The 18,029-nt window shown below is 71.8% G+C and carries 15 protein-coding genes and 1 tRNA gene; 8 read left to right on the top strand and 8 right to left on the bottom strand.

The features are described 5' to 3' along the window. Positions 1-140 precede the first annotated feature (140 nt). A complete protein-coding gene (locus R9X44_RS18825) occupies positions 141-1,364 on the bottom strand; it encodes a PucR family transcriptional regulator (RefSeq protein ID WP_319815502.1) in 1,224 nt (407 codons plus the stop codon). 262 nt (positions 1,365-1,626) lie between these two features. On the opposite strand from R9X44_RS18825, the gene R9X44_RS18820 reads away from it, so the two are divergent. From R9X44_RS18820 to R9X44_RS18800, 5 genes are all read left to right on the top strand, one after another. Then, positions 1,627-2,448, top strand: a complete 822-nt coding sequence (locus R9X44_RS18820; RefSeq protein ID WP_319815501.1) for an ABC transporter ATP-binding protein — start codon at positions 1,627-1,629, stop codon at positions 2,446-2,448. A 141-nt stretch (positions 2,449-2,589) separates the two neighbouring features. Further along, positions 2,590-3,366 (top strand): ABC transporter ATP-binding protein, encoded by a 777-nt coding sequence (locus tag R9X44_RS18815; RefSeq protein ID WP_413774957.1) that lies wholly within the window; start codon positions 2,590-2,592, stop codon positions 3,364-3,366. A 55-nt stretch (positions 3,367-3,421) separates the two neighbouring features. Continuing rightward, positions 3,422-4,309, top strand: a complete 888-nt coding sequence (locus tag R9X44_RS18810; RefSeq protein WP_319815500.1) for a branched-chain amino acid ABC transporter permease — start codon at positions 3,422-3,424, stop codon at positions 4,307-4,309. Then, positions 4,302-5,342, top strand: a complete 1,041-nt coding sequence (locus R9X44_RS18805; RefSeq protein WP_319815499.1) for a branched-chain amino acid ABC transporter permease — start codon at positions 4,302-4,304, stop codon at positions 5,340-5,342. Before R9X44_RS18810 ends, R9X44_RS18805 begins: the two co-directional genes overlap by 8 nt. Then, positions 5,339-6,586, top strand: a complete 1,248-nt coding sequence (locus tag R9X44_RS18800) for an ABC transporter substrate-binding protein (protein WP_319815498.1) — start codon at positions 5,339-5,341, stop codon at positions 6,584-6,586. The genes R9X44_RS18805 and R9X44_RS18800 overlap by 4 nt, the downstream gene beginning before the upstream one ends. A gap of 132 nt (positions 6,587-6,718) precedes the next feature. On the opposite strand, the gene R9X44_RS18795 is transcribed toward R9X44_RS18800, so the two are convergent. Beyond that, on the bottom strand, positions 6,719-7,546 hold the full coding sequence (locus tag R9X44_RS18795) for an aldo/keto reductase (protein WP_319815497.1): 828 nt from the start codon (positions 7,544-7,546) through the stop codon (positions 6,719-6,721). A gap of 68 nt (positions 7,547-7,614) precedes the next feature. On the opposite strand from R9X44_RS18795, the gene R9X44_RS18790 reads away from it, so the two are divergent. Continuing rightward, entirely contained in the window at positions 7,615-8,346 is a 732-nt protein-coding gene (locus R9X44_RS18790) for a DNA-binding response regulator (protein ID WP_319815496.1), read from the top strand. Positions 8,347-8,921: 575 nt separating this feature from the next. On the opposite strand, the gene R9X44_RS18785 is transcribed toward R9X44_RS18790, so the two are convergent. From R9X44_RS18785 to R9X44_RS18770, 4 genes are all read right to left on the bottom strand, one after another. After that, a tRNA-Thr gene (locus R9X44_RS18785) sits at positions 8,922-8,998 on the bottom strand. A gap of 68 nt (positions 8,999-9,066) precedes the next feature. Continuing rightward, on the bottom strand, positions 9,067-10,584 hold the full coding sequence (locus tag R9X44_RS18780; RefSeq protein WP_319815495.1) for an alpha/beta hydrolase: 1,518 nt from the start codon (positions 10,582-10,584) through the stop codon (positions 9,067-9,069). 111 nt (positions 10,585-10,695) lie between these two features. After that, the gene (locus tag R9X44_RS18775; RefSeq protein WP_319815494.1) at positions 10,696-11,475 is read right to left on the bottom strand and encodes a fructosamine kinase family protein; all 780 of its coding nucleotides are present in this window, start codon (positions 11,473-11,475) and stop codon (positions 10,696-10,698) included. A gap of 2 nt (positions 11,476-11,477) precedes the next feature. Then, positions 11,478-11,942 carry a low molecular weight protein-tyrosine-phosphatase gene (locus tag R9X44_RS18770; protein WP_319815493.1) on the bottom strand — a complete coding sequence of 155 codons (465 nt, stop codon included), beginning with the start codon at positions 11,940-11,942 and terminating at the stop codon, positions 11,478-11,480. Between the two features lie 96 nt (positions 11,943-12,038). Here R9X44_RS18770 and R9X44_RS18765 point away from each other — a divergent pair, with 96 nt between their 5' ends. Continuing rightward, positions 12,039-13,292 (top strand): aminotransferase class I/II-fold pyridoxal phosphate-dependent enzyme, encoded by a 1,254-nt coding sequence (locus R9X44_RS18765; protein ID WP_319815492.1) that lies wholly within the window; start codon positions 12,039-12,041, stop codon positions 13,290-13,292. Between the two features lie 288 nt (positions 13,293-13,580). Further along, complete coding sequence (galE, locus tag R9X44_RS18760) at positions 13,581-14,534, top strand: UDP-glucose 4-epimerase GalE (RefSeq protein ID WP_319815491.1); 954 nt, start codon at positions 13,581-13,583, stop codon at positions 14,532-14,534. Between the two features lie 345 nt (positions 14,535-14,879). Here the strand turns inward: galE and R9X44_RS18755 are convergent, their stop codons facing one another. Together R9X44_RS18755 and R9X44_RS18750 are read right to left on the bottom strand one after the other, a co-directional pair. Further along, positions 14,880-15,245, bottom strand: coding sequence for a hypothetical protein (locus tag R9X44_RS18755; protein WP_319815490.1), 366 nt, complete (start codon positions 15,243-15,245; stop codon positions 14,880-14,882). Between the two features lie 383 nt (positions 15,246-15,628). Then, positions 15,629-17,983, bottom strand: coding sequence for a VIT domain-containing protein (locus tag R9X44_RS18750; protein WP_319815489.1), 2,355 nt, complete (start codon positions 17,981-17,983; stop codon positions 15,629-15,631). Positions 17,984-18,029 lie beyond the last annotated feature (46 nt).

Raw genomic sequence — 18,029 nt, 5'->3', positions numbered from 1 at the left:
AAAAATTTCGGAGACTGGTCGCGGACGTCCGGGTGGGCGTCGCGGTCTGGTCTTCGGAGGTGGTGACGATGGAGTTCCGCGGTCGTGTCATGCGGTGGTTCCGGCGGGTCGGCGCGGTGGCGGCGGTGGGCGCGCGGGCGTCAGCGCAGCGCGCGTGCGGTGAGCGCGGCGGCGAGTTCCGGGCCGGAAGGGTCGAGTCCGGTCAGCGCGGCGATCCCGCGCAGCCGGTAGTCGAGGGTGTTGCGGTGGACCTGGAGCGTCTCTGCGGCCCGCCGCCGGTTGTGGCCCTGGTCGACGTACACCCGCAGCGTCTCCATCAGCTCCGGGCGGTCGTCGAGCGGGTCGAGGCGCGCGGCGAGCTGGGCGAGCCCGTTGCCCGGCCTGGCGATCTGGTACTCCAGCAGCACGTCGGTCATCCGGTACAGGCCGGGCGGCCTGCCGAGCCGCAGCACGAGTTCGGCGACCTCCGACGCCTCGCGCAGCGCCCCCGGGATCGCCTCCGCGCCGGTCGCGGGCGCGGTGGTGACGGTCACCGCCCGGTCCGTCGCGAGGACGATCCTGCCCACGAGGCTCTCCAGAGCGTCGGCGGGTCCGTCGCCGCCGCCCTGCCGCGCGGGCGTGCGCCCGGCCCGCGCGGAACGCCCGCAGGCGGCGTCGGGCGCGCCCTTGGCGGGCAGCAGCGCGGTGCCGGACATCCCGTCGAGCATCGCCAGCACATGGCCCCCGGCGTGCGCGTCGAGCACCGACTGGACCTGCCGGGTGAGCTGCCTGGTCACCGCAGGATCGGGGTCGGGGTCGCCGCGCAGCACGAGCACGTCGTAGGCGGCGGCGAGCGGCACCCCGGCGCGCAGCGCGGGCGCGTCGGCGGGCGCGCCCGCGAGCAGCGCGTCGAGCACCGCGCGGCGCGCCGCCCGCAGCTCCCCGTACCGCTCCCTGCCCTCCTGGGCGTGCGCGAGCGCCACCGCGGGGACCACCGAGCGCAGATAGCCGAAGAAGTGCAGCGCGAGCGCGCCGAGCTCCCTGGCCTCCTCCTCGTCGGCCTCCTCGACCAGCGCCTGCCAGCACAGCTCGATCGCCAGGTGGTAGGCGGTGAGCACCGCCTCGAGCGGCACCCCCTGCTCGGCCCTGCGCGCCGACCAGTCGATCACCTCGGCCCGCTCGTCGACGGTGAACGTGCGCTGCTGGCGGAGGGTCTTCACCGCGATCCTCAGGTTCGCCTCGATCGCCGGGCGCAGCTGGCCGTCGAGCACCTCGCGCGGCTGCTCGGCGTAGTACGGGACACGCCGGCCGAACTCGTCCACCAGCCGCGACGCCAGGTCCGGCAGCCGCTCGGCAAGCCACAGGTGAAGTCTCGGTTCGCTCATCGGTCCGATGCTGGCGCGCGCCGCCCGGCCGGTCCATGGCGGGCCGCACTCCCCTGAAGCGCCGGGTTGTGCCGCTGCCCAAAGACGTTCGGCAGCGCGCACATGAGGTTCGGCGGCGGCGCGGCGTCATGCCTGGTCGGCGGCGATCCACAGCCTGTGGATTGTGCGGACGCACAGGCCGTCCGGCGCATAGGGGTCGGGAGCCCATCGCTTCGGGAGGTTCCCGGCACGCATCATCCTCGCACCGTCTGTGAGGAGGATCATGGTGAACACGTCGGCCGTGCGAGACGGCACAGCCCTGTCCGTGCGCGACCTGACGGTCTCCTATGGCCGGGCGGTCCGGGCACTGCACGGCGTGTCGCTCCAGGTGCCGCGCGGCGAGATCGTCGCGGTCCTCGGCGCGAACGGCGCGGGCAAGACCACGCTGATGCGCGCGATCTCCGGGGTGCTGCGCTTCCACGGCGGCCTGGTGACCGGCGGGCACATCAGCTGCGCGGACGCGCGGCTCACCAAGTCGCCGCCGCACCGCATCGTCGCCGCGGGAGTCGTCCAGGCGCCCGAGGGACGCCGCATCTTCGGGCGGATGACCGTCGAGGAGAACCTGCGCGTCGGCGGGTTCCACGCCCCCGACGAGGTGCGCGGGAGGGTCTTCGACCTCTTCCCGATCCTCGCCGAACGCCGCGGCCAGCGCGCGTCGCTGCTGTCCGGCGGCGAACAGCAGATGCTCGCCATGGGCAGGGCCCTGATGGCACGGCCCAAGGTGCTGCTGCTGGACGAGCCGACCCTCGGGCTCGCCCCGAAGATGGCCGAGCACATCGCGCGGACCGTCGCCGAGATCAACCGCCAGGGCACCTCGGTGCTGCTCGTCGAGCAGAACGCCGCGCTCGCGCTCCGGCTGTCGAACTACGCCTACGTGCTCGACGTCGGCGAGGTCGCCCTCGAGGGGCCGTCGGCGGAGCTCGCGGCGAGCGACGAGGTGCGCCGCCGCTACCTGGGCGTCTCCGACGAGCCCACCCCGGTCTTCCGGACCCGGCGCGGCATCGCCAAGTGGGAGCCGCACGGGCCTGTGAGGGAGAGCACGTGAGCGAGCAGGAACGCGCCGCGCGCCAGCCGTCCCGGCAGGGGACGCGGCGGGCGCGGCGCGCGATGTCCGGCGTCCTCGGACGCCGGACGAGCCAGGGCCCGTCCGGGCCGTCGATCGCACTTCGGGGGAGAGGTGTCGCAGGTGAGTGAAGTGCCCGAACTCGTGGTCGACCGACTGACCGTCCGTTTCGCCGGAATCGTTGCGCTGGACTCGGTGAGCTTCACCGTCGCGCCCGGCACCCTGCACGCCGTCATCGGCCCCAATGGGGCAGGCAAGTCGACGTGCTTCAACGTCCTGTCGGGGGTGTACCGGGCGACGTCCGGGAAGGTCACCTTCGGCCGCCGCGAGCTGACCGCCATGGCCCCGCACCGGGTCGGCGCGCTCGGCATCGCCAGGACGTTCCAGAACCTCGCGCTGTCGCCGCTGCTCAGCGTCGAGGACAACCTGATGCTCGGCCGGCACAGGCTGATGCGGGCCGGGTTCGTCCGGGCCGGGCTGCGCTGGCCGGGCGCGCTGCGCGAGGAGAAGCTGCACCGCGAACGCGCCCGCGAGATCGCCGAGTTCGCCGGGATCGCGCACCGGCTCGCCATGCCCGTCGGCGCGCTGCCGTACGGCGACCAGAAGCGGGTCGAACTCGCCCGCGCGCTGTGCGGCGAACCCCGGCTGCTCATGCTCGACGAACCCGTCGCCGGCATGAACGCCACCGAACGGCTGGAGATGGCCGAACTCATCTACGCCGTCCGCGACTCACTCGGCATCTCGATCCTGCTGGTCGAGCACGACATGGGCCTCGTCATGCGCCTCGCCGACCACGTCACCGTCCTTGACTTCGGGCGCCGCATCGCCTCAGGCACCCCCGCCGAGGTGCAGCGCGACCCCGAGGTCCTCCGCGCCTACCTGGGAGAGGAGGCCGTATGACCAGGCTTCCCGCCACGCCACCGCACGCCCACGGCGACGCCGGGGAGGAGGGACCGTGACCCGGCTCATCGAACTCCTCATCAACGGGCTGAGCCTCGGCTCGGTCTACGCGCTCATCGCGCTCGGCTTCGTCGTCATCTTCCGCGCCACCGAGGTCGTGAACTTCGCGCACGCGTCGCTGCTGCTGCTCGGCGGGTACGTCACCGCGGTCCTGCACGACGACCTCGGCTTCCTCGGCGGCCTCGCCGTCGGGGTCCTCGCCGCGGCGGCGGCGGGGGCGCTCATCGAACTCGTGCTGCTGCGCCGCGCGAAGGCACGGCGCGACGTCGTCGCCATCGCGACCATCGGCATCGACATCGTGCTCATGGCCGAACTCAGCAGACGGCTCGGCACGTCGGTGATGTCCCTCGGCGACCCGTGGCAGGACCGCGTGGTCGTCCTCGGCGGCGTCACCATCGCGCAGACCCGGGTCGCCGCGCTCGTCGTCGCGGCGGTCCTCATCGCGCTGTTCCTGCTCGCCTTCAAGTACACGCCCTGGGGCGTGTCGATGCGCGCGGTGGCCGAGGACTCCGAGACGTCCGCGCTCATGGGCATCAGGCTCGGGCGGATCTCGATGTCGGCGTGGGCGGTCGCGGGCGCGCTCGCCGCCGTCGCCGCGGTCTTCATCACCGCGTTCCCCACGCCCGGCCTCGACCGCACGAGCTCGATCGCCGCGCTGAAGGCGTTCCCGGCGGCGATCCTCGGCGGACTCGACTCCGTCACCGGCGCGCTCGTCGGCGGGCTGCTGATCGGCGTCACCGAGGCGCTGGTGGGCGGCTACCAGAACGACCTGACGTTCCTCGGCCGCGGGCTCGGCGACGTCGCCCCGTACGTCGTCATGATCGTCATCCTGCTGGTGCGGCCGTCCGGCCTCTTCGGCACCCGGGAGGTCTCCCGTGTCTAAGGCCCGCTACCTGCCGCTGCTCCTGCTGCTGCTCCCGCCGTTCTACCTCGACCTGTTCTGGCTCCAGGCCGGCCTGTTCGTCATGGCCGCGGCGATCGGCGCGATCGGCCTCAACCTGCTGACCGGCTCCACCGGCCAGCTGTCCATGGGCCACTCGTTCTTCCTCGCCGTCGGCGCGTACGGCTACGTCTACTTCGCCGGAGACGAGACCGACGACCTCACCGGGCTCGGCCTGCCGCCGCTGCTCGCCGTCGTCTGCGCGGTCGCGCTCGCCGGGCTCGCGGGGTTGGCATTCAGCCCCATCGCGGGCCGTCTGTCCGGCGTCTACCTGGGCATCGCCTCACTCGCGCTGATCTTCCTCGGCCAGCACGTCCTGTTCAACGTGCACGACGTGACCGGCGGCTACAACGGCCGCGCGGTCCCGCCGATGGAGGCGTTCGGGTTCGCCTTCGACGGCACCGGCGACGTCGTCGTCCTCGGCATCGCGTTCGGGGCGCTGGAGAAGCTGTGGTTCCTCGGGCTGCTGCTGCTCGGCCTCGCCGCGCTGTTCGCCCTCGGCGTCCTCAAGGGCAGGCCGGGCCGCGCGATGAACCTCATCCGCGACCAGCAGACCGCCGCGGGAGTCCTCGGCATCCCCGTCGCGCGGACCCGCGCCGCGGTGTTCACCCTCTCGTCCATGTACGCCGGGCTCGGCGGGGTGCTGCTCGCGCTCACCTTCCAGCGGGCCGTCCCCGACTACTTCGGCATGCTCCTCGCGCTCGACTACCTCGCCATGATCGTCATCGGCGGCCTCGGCTCGGTGTCCGGCGCGGTCATCGGCGCGACCTTCGTGACGCTGCTCCCGCAGCTGCTCACCCGCTACAGCGACGCGCTGCCCCTCGTCGCCCCCACCGGAACCGGCGGCGTCAGCCCGTCGGACGCCGCCCGCTACCTGTACGGCGCGGCGGTCGTCGGCATCGTCCTCTTCCTCCCCGCGGGCCTGCGCGGCCTGCGAATCCCCTCCCTCACCCCCCGCAAGGAGTCCACCCCATGAAGATCAGGAACATGGTCGCCGGGATCGCCGTGCTCGCCGTGACCGCGACCGCGTGCAGCGGCAAGTCCACCGAAGGCGGCGACGGAACCGGCGCCGACGGCGTCAAGACCGGGCCCGGCGTGTCCGCCGACAAGATCACCCTCGGCGCGCTCACCGACCTCACCGGCGTCTACGCCACCCTCGGCAAGAGCATCACCCAGGCGCAGCAGCTCTACTTCGACGAGCTGAACGCCGCGGGCGGCGTCTGCGGCCGCGACGTCGAGATCCTCGTGCGCGACCACGGCTACGACGTGCAGAAGGCGGTCACCGCCTACACCGAGGTCCAGCCGAAGGTCGCCGGCCTCCCGCAGGTCATCGGCTCGCCCGTCATGGCCGCCATCGCCGCGAACGTCGCCACCGACAAGCTCCTGACGATCCCCGCCGCGTGGCCGTCGGCCCTGCTGAAGGCCCCGTACGTGCAGATCGTCGGCAGCACCTACGAGATCGAGATGATCAACGGCATCGACTTCCTGCTCAAGGAGAAGGGCATCAAGTCGGGCGACAAGATCGGCCACGTCTACTTCGAGGGCGAGTACGGCGAAAGCGCGCTCGCCGGGTCGAAGTACGCGGCCGAGAAGGCCGGGCTGAAGATCGTCGAGCAGCGGATCAAGCCGACCGACACCGACATGACCTCCCAGGTCAGCGCGCTCAAGGCCGAGGGCGTCAAGGCGATCCTGATCAGCGCGGGCCCGCGTCAGTCCGCCTCACTCGCGGGCGTCGCGGCCGCGGGCGGCTTCATGGTGCCGATCCTGTCGAACAACCCCGGCTACAGCCCGCAGCTGCTGGAGACCGCCGCCAAGCCCGCGCTCGAGGCCAACTTCCACCTCATCACCGCCGCCTACCCGAACGACTCCAAGGAGCCGGGCATGACGTCGCTCGTCTCGGCCTACGAGAAGAAGCACCCGGGCGAGCCCCTCGACGGCGGCGTCACCTTCGGATATATCTCCGCGCTGGTGTTCGGCGAGGCCCTGAAGAAGGCATGCGACGCCAAGGACCTCACCCGCGAGGGCATCTACAAGGCGCACCAGTCGCAGTCCGCGTTCGACAGCAAGGGCCTCATGCCCCCGCTGGACTTCTCCAAGCAGGGCGACGTCGGCACCCGCGTCTCCCTCATCCAGAAGCCGGACGCCAAGGTCAAGGGCGGTCTGACCGCCGAGGCCGGCCCCTTCACCGCCGACGCGGCCGCCGCCTACACCTTCGAGTGACGCCAGCGCCGGACGCCGCCCACGGCGTCCGGCCCAGGCCCAAGACGGCCAAGCCCCGGACGCCCTCATCGACGCCCGGGGCCCACCCACCCCCGGGGCCCGCCCACACCCGCGATCAGGCAGGGAGGGTGATCAGGTGAGGAGTTCGCGGTTCTGTGTGTCGAGCCGCAGGTCGGCGGCCGCCATGTTCTCCTCGAGGTGGGCGAGCGAGCCCGTCCCGGGGATGGCGAGCGCGACCGGCGAGGAGTCCAGGACCGCGGCGATCGCCGCCTGCGCGGGCGTCGCCCCGTGCCGGGCGGCGACCTCCGCGAGGCCGGGCGACGGCTCGCCCGCGCCGAGCGGGAAGAACGGCACGAACGCGATGCCGGACCGCTCGCACTCCTTGAGCAGGTCGTCGTGGCCTGCCGGGTTCTGCACCGCGGCGACGGGCGCGATCGCCCGCGCCTCGGCGAGCTGCTCCCCGTCCACGTTGCTCACCCCGAGGTGCCTGATCAGCCCCTCCTCCCGCAGGGCCGCGAGCGCCGCGAACCGCGCGGCGACCGACTCGCCGCCCGGCCCTCCCCGGCCGCCGACCCTGAGGTACACGAGGTCGAGCCGGTCAAGCCCGAGCGACGCGAGATCGGCCTCGACGAGCCCGCGCAGCCCGTCCGGCCCCGCCTGCCCGAACGGCCGCCCGTCCGGACCCCGCAGCGGCCCGACCTTCGTCGCGATGACGAGCCCCGGCGGGTAGGGGTACAGCGCGTCCTTTATCTGGCGGTTCGCCGGACTCTCGTCGGTCCCGTAGAACCCCGCGGTGTCGATGTGGTCGACACCGAGCTCGACCGCGCGCCGCAGCACGGAGATGCCCTGGTCGTAGGGGCGGGTGGGGCCGCCGAACGTGCCCATCGCCAGACGCATCGCGCCGAAACCCAGCCGCCGAACGGTGAGATCGCCCCCGAGGGCGAACGTCGAAGTACTCATACCGCCCACCCTTCCCCCGGGGCGTCCGGCCAGGCCAACCCATGGCAGCAACCTGCCAGACTTGAGGAATGCGGGACGAACAGGTCTTCACCGTGCGCGGTGACGCCGAACTCGTGGCACGCGCCGGACACCTCTTCACCGCGGTGCGGACCGAGTTCGTCTGCGCCGCCCTCGACCTCGCCACCTGGGCGCAGCCCGAGGCGCGCGCCGCCGTCCGCCGGGGGACGGAGCACGGCGATCTCACGGTCCGCAAGCTCCTCACCCCGCGCGCCCTCGCCGACGAGGCCGGCCGCGCCCACCTAGAAGCCGTCCAGGCCCACGGGGCCCGGGTGCGCATCAGCGCGGCCGCGCTCACCCACGAGACCATCGTCCTCGACCGCCGCGTCATGATCATGGCCGATCGCGAACGCCCGGGAACCCCGCGCTCCTACACGATCACCTCGTCCCCGACCCTTGTCGAGGGCGCGCTGTCCCTGTTCGAGGCGATCTGGTCCACCGCCGAACCCCCCGCCGCCTACCTCACCACCGAGTCACCCCGCCTCTCCCCGGACGACCGCCCCCTCCTCGACGCCCTGGCCTCCGGCCTCACCGACGAGTCCGCCGCCCGCCGCCTCGGCCTGTCCCTCCGCACCTACCGCCGCCGCGTCGCCACCCTCATGACCACCCTCTCCGCCACCTCCCGCTTCCAAGCCGGCTACAACGCCGCCACCAGGGACCGGGCGAACTCCTTGTCCCCGGACATCCACCCGCATCCACGCCCGTCGTTAGCACCAGCGTTAGCACTCGCCGCCTGGAGGTAAGAGGAGGGCGGGGCCGCTGGATCTCTTCGGCAGCCCGCGGGCAAGCCCGGGAGCGTCCTCCTCACCCGCCCTCCTTCGCCGCGCAACTCCCACACAGGGCGCTCTGGCCGGCCTGTGCGGGTGAGAGTACGGGATGCGTAGGACAAGTCGGCGGGTTGTCGGCGCGTGGGTTCATGGTGCTGGGGGAGGAGGCGGTTGTGGTTGAGGCGTATACGCGTGGCGTTGACTGCGGCTTCTCATGTTGGGGCGTATCTGCGGGTGTTCGCAGAGGTGAAGGGGTGGGCGGTCTTCGGTGGGGGGCGGTGGTTCTGGTGGAGCGGGCGGGGCTGGACCTGGCTGACGCCCTGAGGTCTAGACAGTGAATGATCATGGCTGACTGGCTTGCCTCGCCAATCCGACGGGTGTTCAGTCCCCTAGACGGATAGGCGGTGAAGGCTGTGGGCCGTGGTCTCGGATTTCGATGGGGTGAAGGCGGCGGATCTGTTCGCCGAAGCGATCGAGGAGGACGAAGAAGCCGAGTGAACCGCGGGTGTTAGCAAGAAGGCCCCTCCCGGATTGGGAGGGGCCTTCTGAGGTGGAGCCGCCTAAGGGAATCGAACCCTTGACCTACGCATTACGAGTGCGTCGCTCTGGCCGACTGAGCTAAGGCGGCAGCGCCGCGGTGAGCGGTGCGGGTAGCAGTCTACAGGGTTCGGGCGGGTTGTGGGCGGGGCGGGTGGATCAGGTGCATGTGGTGTTGGCGGCGGGCAGGGTGGTGGCGGTGAGATAGGCGTCGACGGCGTTTCTGATGCAGGGCGGGCCCGACAGGTAGGCGGTGTGGCCGTCGCCGTCGTAGGTGAGCAGGTGGCCGTTCTCCAGCTGGGACGCCAGGTTCTCGGACCACTGGTAGGGGGTCGCCGGGTCGCGGGTGGTGCCGACGACGAGGATCGGGGCGGAGCCCGCCGCGCGCAGGGCGCGTGGCTCCTCGGCGGCGGCGACCGGCCAGAAAGCGCAGGGCAGCGTGTTCCACACGATGAACTCGCCGAAGTTCGGGGCCGCGGCGGCTGCCTTCTGCGCCTCGGCCTTGAAGCCCGCGACGTCGGGGTTGGGCTTGTCGCGGCAGTTCACCGCCATGTTGCTCTCGGTCTGGCTGGAGAACGTGCCGTTCTGCTCCCGCTCGACGAGGAGGTCGGCGAAGCGCAGCAGCGCGGTGCCGTCGCCCTGCATGGCCTGGGCGAGCGCGCCGCGCAGCAGCGGCCACGCCTCCTTCTGGTACAGCGGCGTGGCCAGGCCCCAGGTGACGAGGGACTGGTCGACGTCGCGGGCGTCGGCGGAGTTCTTCAGCGCCTGGCGGTCGGCCTGGGTCAGCAGCGCGGTGACCTTCTTCATGCCGGCCTCGACGTCGGTGCCGAGCGGGCAGTCGGACTGCTTCACACAGTCCTCGGTGAAGGCGCGCAGCGCGGTTTCGAAGCCCTTGGCCTGCTGGATGTTGGTCTCGGCCGCGGTGAGGCTCGGGTCGAGCGCGCCGTCGAGCACGAGGGCGCGGACGTTTTGTGGGAACTGCTCGGCGTACCAGGCGCCCAGGTAGGTGCCGTAGGACGCGCCGTAGTACGTCAGCTTCTCGTCGCCGACGGCCGCGCGGATCGCGTCCATGTCGCGGGCGGCGTCCTTGGTGCCGACGTACGGCAGCAGGTCTCCGGACTTCTTCTCGCAGCCTTCGGCGAAGCCCCTGGATACCTTCTCCAGCTTGCTCATCTCGGCCTCGGTATCGGGCGACATGTCGGTTTCGAGATAGGCGTCGAGCTGGCCGTCGGTCAGGCACTCGACGGGATCGCTGGCCCCGACGCCGCGCGGGTCGAAGCCGATGATGTCGAAGTCGCGGCGCAGGCTGTCGCCGAAGGACCTGCCGGTCTGCCGGATGAAGTTGACGCCCGATCCGCCGGGACCGCCCGGGTTGGTCAGCAGGGATCCCTTTTTGGTGCCGCTCGCCGGAAGCTTGATCAGGGAAAGCGGGATCTTCCTGCCGCCGGGATCGGCGTAGTCGAGGGGGACCTCGAGCTTGCCGCACTGGAAGCCGTCGCCGCAGTCCTTCCAGGAGACCGCGGCGGGGGTGAACGCCCGCGACGGGGTGGCCGGCGCCGGCGTGTCCGTTGTGGTGCAGGCCATGGTCGTGGCCAGCGCCATGACCGCCACGCTCAGCGCCCTGGCCTTCGCCCTGCCGTTCACCCTGATCAGCCCCCTCGCTCGACTTCCGCCCATAGTCGCATCTTTCTCGACCCCAAAAATCAATTCGCCCCGAGCCTGTGGATAACTCGGCGAAAATCGCAGGGAATTGTCAATGCATGCGGGAAATGTCGGCAGCGGCGCAGGTCAGACGCGCGCGGCGGCGTCCAGCAGCGAGGCCCGGTAGGAGCCGCCGAAGAGGACGACGTGGACGGCGAGCGGGTGCAGTTGGTGCAGCGGGACCCGCTCCCGCCACCCGTCGGCGAGCGGCGCGGCCTCGTCATAGGCGGCGAGCACCTGGTCGAGGTGCGGCGCGCCGAACAGCGCGAGCATCGCGAGGTCGGTCTCCCGGTGGCCGCCGTGCGCGGCGGCGTCGACGAGATGAGCGCGCTCACCCGAGTACAGGACGTTGCCGCTCCACAGGTCGCCGTGGATGCGCGAAGGCGGCTCCGCGGGCTGACGGGCGCGGCCGAGCGCGTCCTCCACGGCGCGCACGTCCGACGGGGTCAGCGCGCCCGCGTCAAGCGCGCTTCGCAGGTACGGCAGAACCCTCCGCTCGGCGTACCAGGACGTCCACTCCTCGCCGGGGGTGTTGTCCAGGGGCAGGTCGGCGATGTGCCCCGGCCACGACGCGCCGAAGCACGGCGCGCCGCGCGCGTGCATCGCGGCGAGGTCGCGGCCGAGCCTTCGCGCCGCCTCCACGTCAGGACGGCCCGGAGGCAGCCAGGGCAGGACGAGCACGTCTCCTTCGGCTTCCAGTACGTCCGCGCAAGGAGAGCCCAGCCAACGCAGTCCGCGTGCCTCGGTAGAGAAGTCGTAGCCCTTCTTGACGAAGAGCTCACGGCCGTCCTCCAGCGTCACATGGTGGAGCGTCCAGGAGTGCCTGCTCCCCAGATCTCGTGTGCGGGCGACGGGTACGCCGAGCATCCTCACGCCTTGCGCACCTGGTCGATCAGTCCCGGCACGGCGGCCTCGATCAGCGCGAGGCACTCCTCGAAGCCCGCGTCGCCGCCGTAGTACGGGTCGGGGACGTTCAGGTCGTCGGCGTACGGGTCGAACGAGCGCAGCAGCCTGACCTTCTCCAACGCCGCCGCCGACGGAGCCATCGCCCGCAGCGCGCGCAGGTGCCCTTCGTCAAGGGCGAGGATGAGGTCGTAGTGCGCGAACCACTCGGCGCTGAACTGCCGCGCGGAATGCGCGCTCGTGTACCCGTGCCTGGCGAGCGTGCGGACCGTCCGGCGGTCGGCCGGATCGCCGACATGCCACCCGTCGGTGCCCGAGCTGTCGACCTCCGCGTCGAGCCCCTCGTCGGCGAGATGCCGTCGCAGGACGTGCTCGGCCATCGGCGACCGGCAGATGTTGCCGGTGCAGACGAAGGTGATCCGGTAGGTCATGGCCCCATTGTGCGGTACCGCCGCGTCGAGGCCCGACGGCGTGGTGGCGATATCCTGCGAGGTGCCCGGACCGGCATCTCCCAGAGGGAACCCGTTGTGACTGCTCAGAATGTGGTGGATCTCCACGCCAAGGCGCGCCAGGACTACGAGGCTTTCAAGGCCCGCGGCCTGAAGCTTGACCTGACCCGTGGCAAGCCCGCGCCCGCCCAGCTCGACCTGTCCAACGAGCTCCTCACGCTGCCCGGCGACGGCCTCTACAAGTCAGCCGACGGGACCGACCTTCGCAACTACGGCGGCCTCACCGGCATCCCCGAGATCGCCGAGATCTTCGCCGAGGGCCTGCAGGTCCCCGCCAAGCAGCTGCTGCCGCTCGGCAACGCGAGCCTCGCGATCATGCACGACACCCTCGTGTACGCCCTGTTCACCGGCGTGCCCGGCGGCGAGGGACGCTGGGTCGACCAGGACATCACCTTCCTGTGCCCCGTCCCCGGCTATGACAGGCACTTCACTCTCACCGAGCGTTACGGCATCAAGATGGTGACCGTACCCATGACCGACGAGGGTCCCGACATGGACGTCGTCGAAGGGCTCGTCGCGCAGGACGCGTCAATCAAGGGCATCTGGTGCGTGCCCAAGTACAGCAACCCCACGGGCGTCTCCTACTGCGACGAGGTAGTGCGCCGCCTCGCTGAGATGCCCACGGCCGCCGCGGACTTCCGGATCTTCTGGGACAACGCGTACGCCGTCCACCACCTCACCGAGGAGCACGACGAGATCCTCGACATCCTCGCCGCGGCCTCCGAGGCCGGGAACCCCGACCGCGTCTTCGTGTTCGGCTCCACCTCGAAGGTGACCTTCGCCGGCTCGGGCGTGGCGTTCTTCGGCTCGTCCGAGGCGAACGTCAAGTGGTTCACCGGGTTCCTCGGCAAGGGCACCATCGGGCCCGACAAGATCAACCAGCTGCGGCACGTGCAGTTCCTCAAGGACTCCAAGGGCCTCGCCGAGCACATGCGCAAGCACGCCGAGATCGTCAAGCCGAAGTTCGACGCGGTCGAGCGCATCCTCACCGAGCGGCTCGGCGGAACCGGCCTTGCGACGTGGACCCGTCCCAAGGGCGGTTACTTCGTCTCCTTGGACGTTCCCGAAGGCACCGCCAAGCGCGTCGTCGAACTCGCCAAGGAGGCGGGCGTCGCGCTGACCCCCGCCGGATCGACCCACCCTTACGGCGACGACCCGGCCGACCGGACTATCCGGATCGCCCCGACCTTCCCGGTTCTGTCCGAACTCGAGGTGGCCATCGAGGGGCTGGCGACCTGCGTCCTGGTCGCCGGGTACGAGAAGCAGGTCTGACGGATCCCACAGATCCGCCGATCACACAGGCGAAGGCCCGGGTTCGCCCCGGGCCTTTCTCATCGCTGAACGGAAGTGCTGCTCGGGGTCTCGATCGGCTGCGCGTAGCCCTTCGCCTGGCATCCGGTGGCCGTCACCGTGAGAGCCAGCAGGAGCGCCGCGAGACGCGAGGCGTTCATCAGATCCTCCAGTGTTTCGTATCACTGACGATCCTGCTCTTCGCCTGTTGTGAACCACTTGGGATTTCCTTGGGCGCTACCTTGGGACCGCCGCTCACATTGGAGGACCATGAAGATTCTCGTTACGGGTGGGGCCGGTTACATCGGATCGGTCGTCGCGGCCCAACTGATCGAGTCCGGACACACCGTGGTGGTTCTGGACAATCTGACGACGGGGTCGAGCGTCGGGGTGCCGCCCGGCGTCGAGTTCGTCCAGGGGGACGTGAAGCAGGCCGGGGACGTGCTCGGCAGGGGCGGTTTCGACGCCGTCATGCACTTCGCCGCGCGCTCACAGGTGGGCGAGTCGGTGCGCAAGCCCGAGATGTACTGGGACAACAACGTCGGCGGTACCCTCGCGCTGCTCGAGGCGATGCGCGGGCACGGGGTCCGGCGGATCGTGTTCTCCTCGACCGCCGCGACATACGGGGTCGTCGGGGACAAACCGATCACCGAGGACGCGCCCGTCGCGCCCATCAACCCCTACGGGCAGTCCAAGATCGCGGTGGACTTCGCGTTGCAGGGCGAGGCGACGGCGCACGGGCTCGCCGCGACGAGCCTGCGCTACTTCAACGTCGGCGGGGCCTACGCGGGCCTCGGCGAAAGGCACGACCCGGAGACGCACCTCATCCCGAACGTGCTGCGGGCCGCGGCCGGGCTGATCCCCGCCGTCGAGCTGTACGGCACCGACTACCCGACGCCCGACGGCACAGCGATCCGCGACTACCTGCACGTCGCCGACCTCGCCGAGGCGCACCTGCTCGCGTTGGACGCGGTCGAGCCCGGCATCCATACGATCTACAACCTCGGCAGCGGCACGGGCACCTCGGTGCGGGAGATCATCGACACCGCCGGCGAGGTGACGGGCCTGCCCATCCCCGTCAACGTGCACCCGCGCCGCCCCGGCGACCCGCCCTACCTCGTCGCCTCCGCGACCCGCATCGCCCACGACCTCGGCTGGAAGGCGCACCGCCCCCTCCCCCAGATCATCGCCGACGCCTGGACCTTCCTGAACTCCACCCTCTGACCCCACCGACCGGGCGTCACGCCGCTCGGACAGAGTCGCGACACCCGGACAAATTGCGTGAGGCCGGACAGAGTCGCGACACCGCGAAGATCCGCACGGCGGACGGCGAACATCGGTTGCGACGGCCGGACGGCGCCGAGTTCGCCGCCGCCCCACCCCTGATCGCGCGCTGCGCCCGGGTGGGGCGGTTATGCCTGGGTTGTGAGGGTGTGTCCGGCAGGGGCGGGCGCGGGCGACAGAGGTGCGCCCGGCCGTGCGGCCGGGTCAGGTCGTGCCGTCGGGTCGGGCGACCACGCGTCGGGTCAGGCCGTCGACCGCACCGCAGCCCCCGGGCGACGTCTCGAGTCAGGGGGAGCGGTAGGCGTCGGGCCAGGAACCGTCGGTGTCGGTGTCGGCCTCGGGAAGCCCGAGCTTGCCGCGCTGCTGCGGGGTGAGCCAGGCATCGGCGAGCCGCCGCGCCAGGTAGTCGGCCACCGAGGTCGTCGACGGCACCGCAGGGTCGTCCGTCTCCCCCTGCGGCAGGAACCGCAGATTCAGAAACTTCTCGATCAGATGCTCAGGCGGCACCCCCTGCCGGACCGCAAGGCTGACCGCCGCACCCAGCGCCTCAGCGAGCCCCGCCGCCGCCGAGTCAGTCTCCCCCCACCTGATCCGAACTTCCCGCTCACCGTCCGTCTCCACCCACACAGGCGTCCCGCCGATCATCATCACCCACCGAAGCTATCCCTCCCCCCTGACAGAACCCGCCCTTCAACCCACCCCCACCCCACCGCTCGCAAGACCACATACGCCACCCACCCCCGGCACCGTGCACCCTTGGGCGGTCTGCGTTCCGCCCCGACCGAGCCGACCCTGTCCTGACCCGCCCTGGCTCCGGCCGCTCGTGGGCGGTCCGCGCTGCGTCCCGGCTGAGCCGACCTCTGTCCTGACCCACCCGGCGGGCAGGACAGGAGAAGCGGGCGGCTTCGCCCGGGGAGAGGCGACGCAGTAGCGCGGCTCGGGGTGGGTGGGTTGTGGGCGCTTTTGGAAGGGCCCCGGGCGGTTGGCCCGGGGCGAGGGGGTGCGGCGGCTCGGCCTTGCGGGGTGGGTGGGGGTCAGCGCTTCCAGAAGGGGCGGCGGGGTGGGTGGGGGGTGGTGAGGGCGGTGAGGGCCTCTTCGAGGGGGCTCCAGAGGGTGAGGGGGTCAGGGAGGGTGGGGTAAGAGGCGAGGAGGTCGGCGAGGTCGGGGAGGGAGAGGGCCTCGAGGCGGGTGATGAGGTCGGTCAGGTGGGCCAGGCGGGTGGAGCGGGGGGCGTCGGCCAGGGCGCGGAGGCGCTGGAGTTCCAGGGCAAGCAGCGGGGTCAGGTCGGGGGTGGGCGGGGGTGGGGGCGGGGTGGCCATAGCGGGGCGGGGCATGGGCCTGCCCGCGGGGCGGGCGAAGGCTCCGGCGCGGGCCGGGGGCATGGGGCCGCCGGGAGGGGCCGGTGGCGGGGCCGCGCCGAAGGCGGGCGCGGAGCGGGACATCCGCTGCCGGGACGGGGCCGCGGCGGCAGGGGCGGGCATGGCGAGGGGGGCCGAGGCGGCCACCGGCCCGGCGGCGCTCTCGATGGCCCAGCCCTGGGGCAGCTCCACCGGCTGGACGACCTGCTGCGGGTCGCCGCCCTCGGTGACGAACCGGGAATCGACGGCGACATATGCGGTGAACCGGCACAGCACCCCGTGCCGCAGCGACGTCGCCACCACCTGCGCCTCACGGGCCTGGCTCGGGTCGCCGGCGTAGGCGTCCTCAAGGTCGCGCAGATGAGCCCGCGCCCACAGCGCGGTTGCCGGGGACGACGCCGCGGTGACGGCCTGGAAGGCGCGCTCCCAGGACTGCGCGGCGGCCACCGCCGTCAGGGAAGTGCCCGAGCCCCGGTAGCGCCCGGAGACGACGAGCGGGACGCCGGGGAACACCGAGGCAGGACGCGCCGGGGAGACCGTGTCGGCGAGGATCTCCAGCCCCTCGCCCGCGCGCAGCGTCACGCCGGTGAGGACGGGGGCGGCGATCCGGTGGTGGATGTGCTCCATCGCCGCGTCGAGCCTGTCTTCGGACTCGACGAGCTCGCAGCGGCCCTGGCCGTAGGCCGCGAGCCTGCCGAGGAAGCCCGCGTTGACGGCGCGGTCGATGCCGACGGTGTGCACTCGGACGCCGTCGAGCTCGGCCGGGGGCAGCGCGGCGAGGATCTGGTCCTCGTTGCCTACCTGGCCGTCGGTGACCAGCACCAGTACCCGGTCGCGGCCCGGCGCGCCGAGCAGGGTGAGGGCCTCGCGCAGGGGCTGCAGCATCTCCGTCGCGCCGCGCGCCTCGGTCTTGGCCAGGTGCTCGACCGCGCGGAACCGGTTGCGGTCGGTGGCCTCGGAGAGGCCAGCGGGCAGGCCGGGCGGGGTCTCCACGAGGTGGTCGAAGGCGATGACGGCGAAGCGATCGCGCCCGTGCAGGCTGTCGATGATCCGGGCTGCAGCCCGGCGCGCGGCGACCATCTTCCAGCCCTGCATGCTGCCCGATCTGTCGAGCACGAGCACGACGTCCTTGGGCCGTGGGTCGGCCTCGAGGGCGGGCAGCAGGGTGAGGGTGAAGGTGCCCTCGTCGCCTTCGGCATCAGGGGTGAACAGCAGCGACTCGGTGATGCCGGAGACCTGGTCTGCGGCTTCCCCGCCCGACTGGACGCCGTAGGGGAGCCGCAGCACGAAGTCGCGGTCGAGCCGCTGGCCGTGCCCGAGGGTGACCAGGCCCGACGCGTCCTGTGACAGCGGGTGGGTGCACTCCAGCGGGCCGAGCGGCAGCCCTGCGGCGTCGACGCGCGCGGTGAGCGAGAGCGTGACGGGATCGGGGAAGCCGGGCAGCAGCACGGGCGGGCTGATGCGCGAGGCGTCGGGGACCGCCGTGGTGTCCGGGTGGACGCCGAGGCCGGAGTCCGGCCCGGGCAGGGTCTCGCCGGGGATGTAGCGGGGCGCGACGACGAGCGGGAAGCGGAAGACCGCTGTGCCGTCCTCATACGGCAGCGGCTGGCTCAGCGTCAGCCGGACGGTGACGCGCTCGCCGGGCAGGATGTTGCCGACGCGCATCGAGAAGACATCGGGCCTGTCCTCCTCGGCGATGGACGCGCGCTGACCCGCCGCGATGGCCTCGTCGTATGCCTGGCGCGCCTCGCCGCGTTCGCGCAGCTCCGCCCGGACGGTGCGGCCGTCGGCGTGCATGACGAGGCCGGTGACCGCCGCCCGATCGGGCAGCGGGAAGACGTAGGTGGCCTCCAGCGGGACGCTGAAGGAGTTGCGGAACTCCTGCACCACCTCGACGGCCGCGGCGAGCCCCGCGATGTCGGCGTGGACGGCGAGGGACTCGAGGGGGAGTCCCCCCTCGGAGGTGGTGAGCGTGCCGACGCCGGATTCGGCGGGCGGGCGCTCTCCCGTGGCTTCTGTCTGCAGTGTCACTGTTACCTGCCTTCGCGCTGGCGTTCGTTCGGACGTCGGGTCGGGG

The organism is Actinocorallia sp. A-T 12471, assembly GCF_033875155.1.
Lineage (GTDB): Bacteria > Actinomycetota > Actinomycetes > Streptosporangiales > Streptosporangiaceae > Actinocorallia.
The sequence above is the reverse complement of the archived record's forward strand: the minus strand, read 5'-3'. Positions and strand labels throughout refer to the sequence as shown.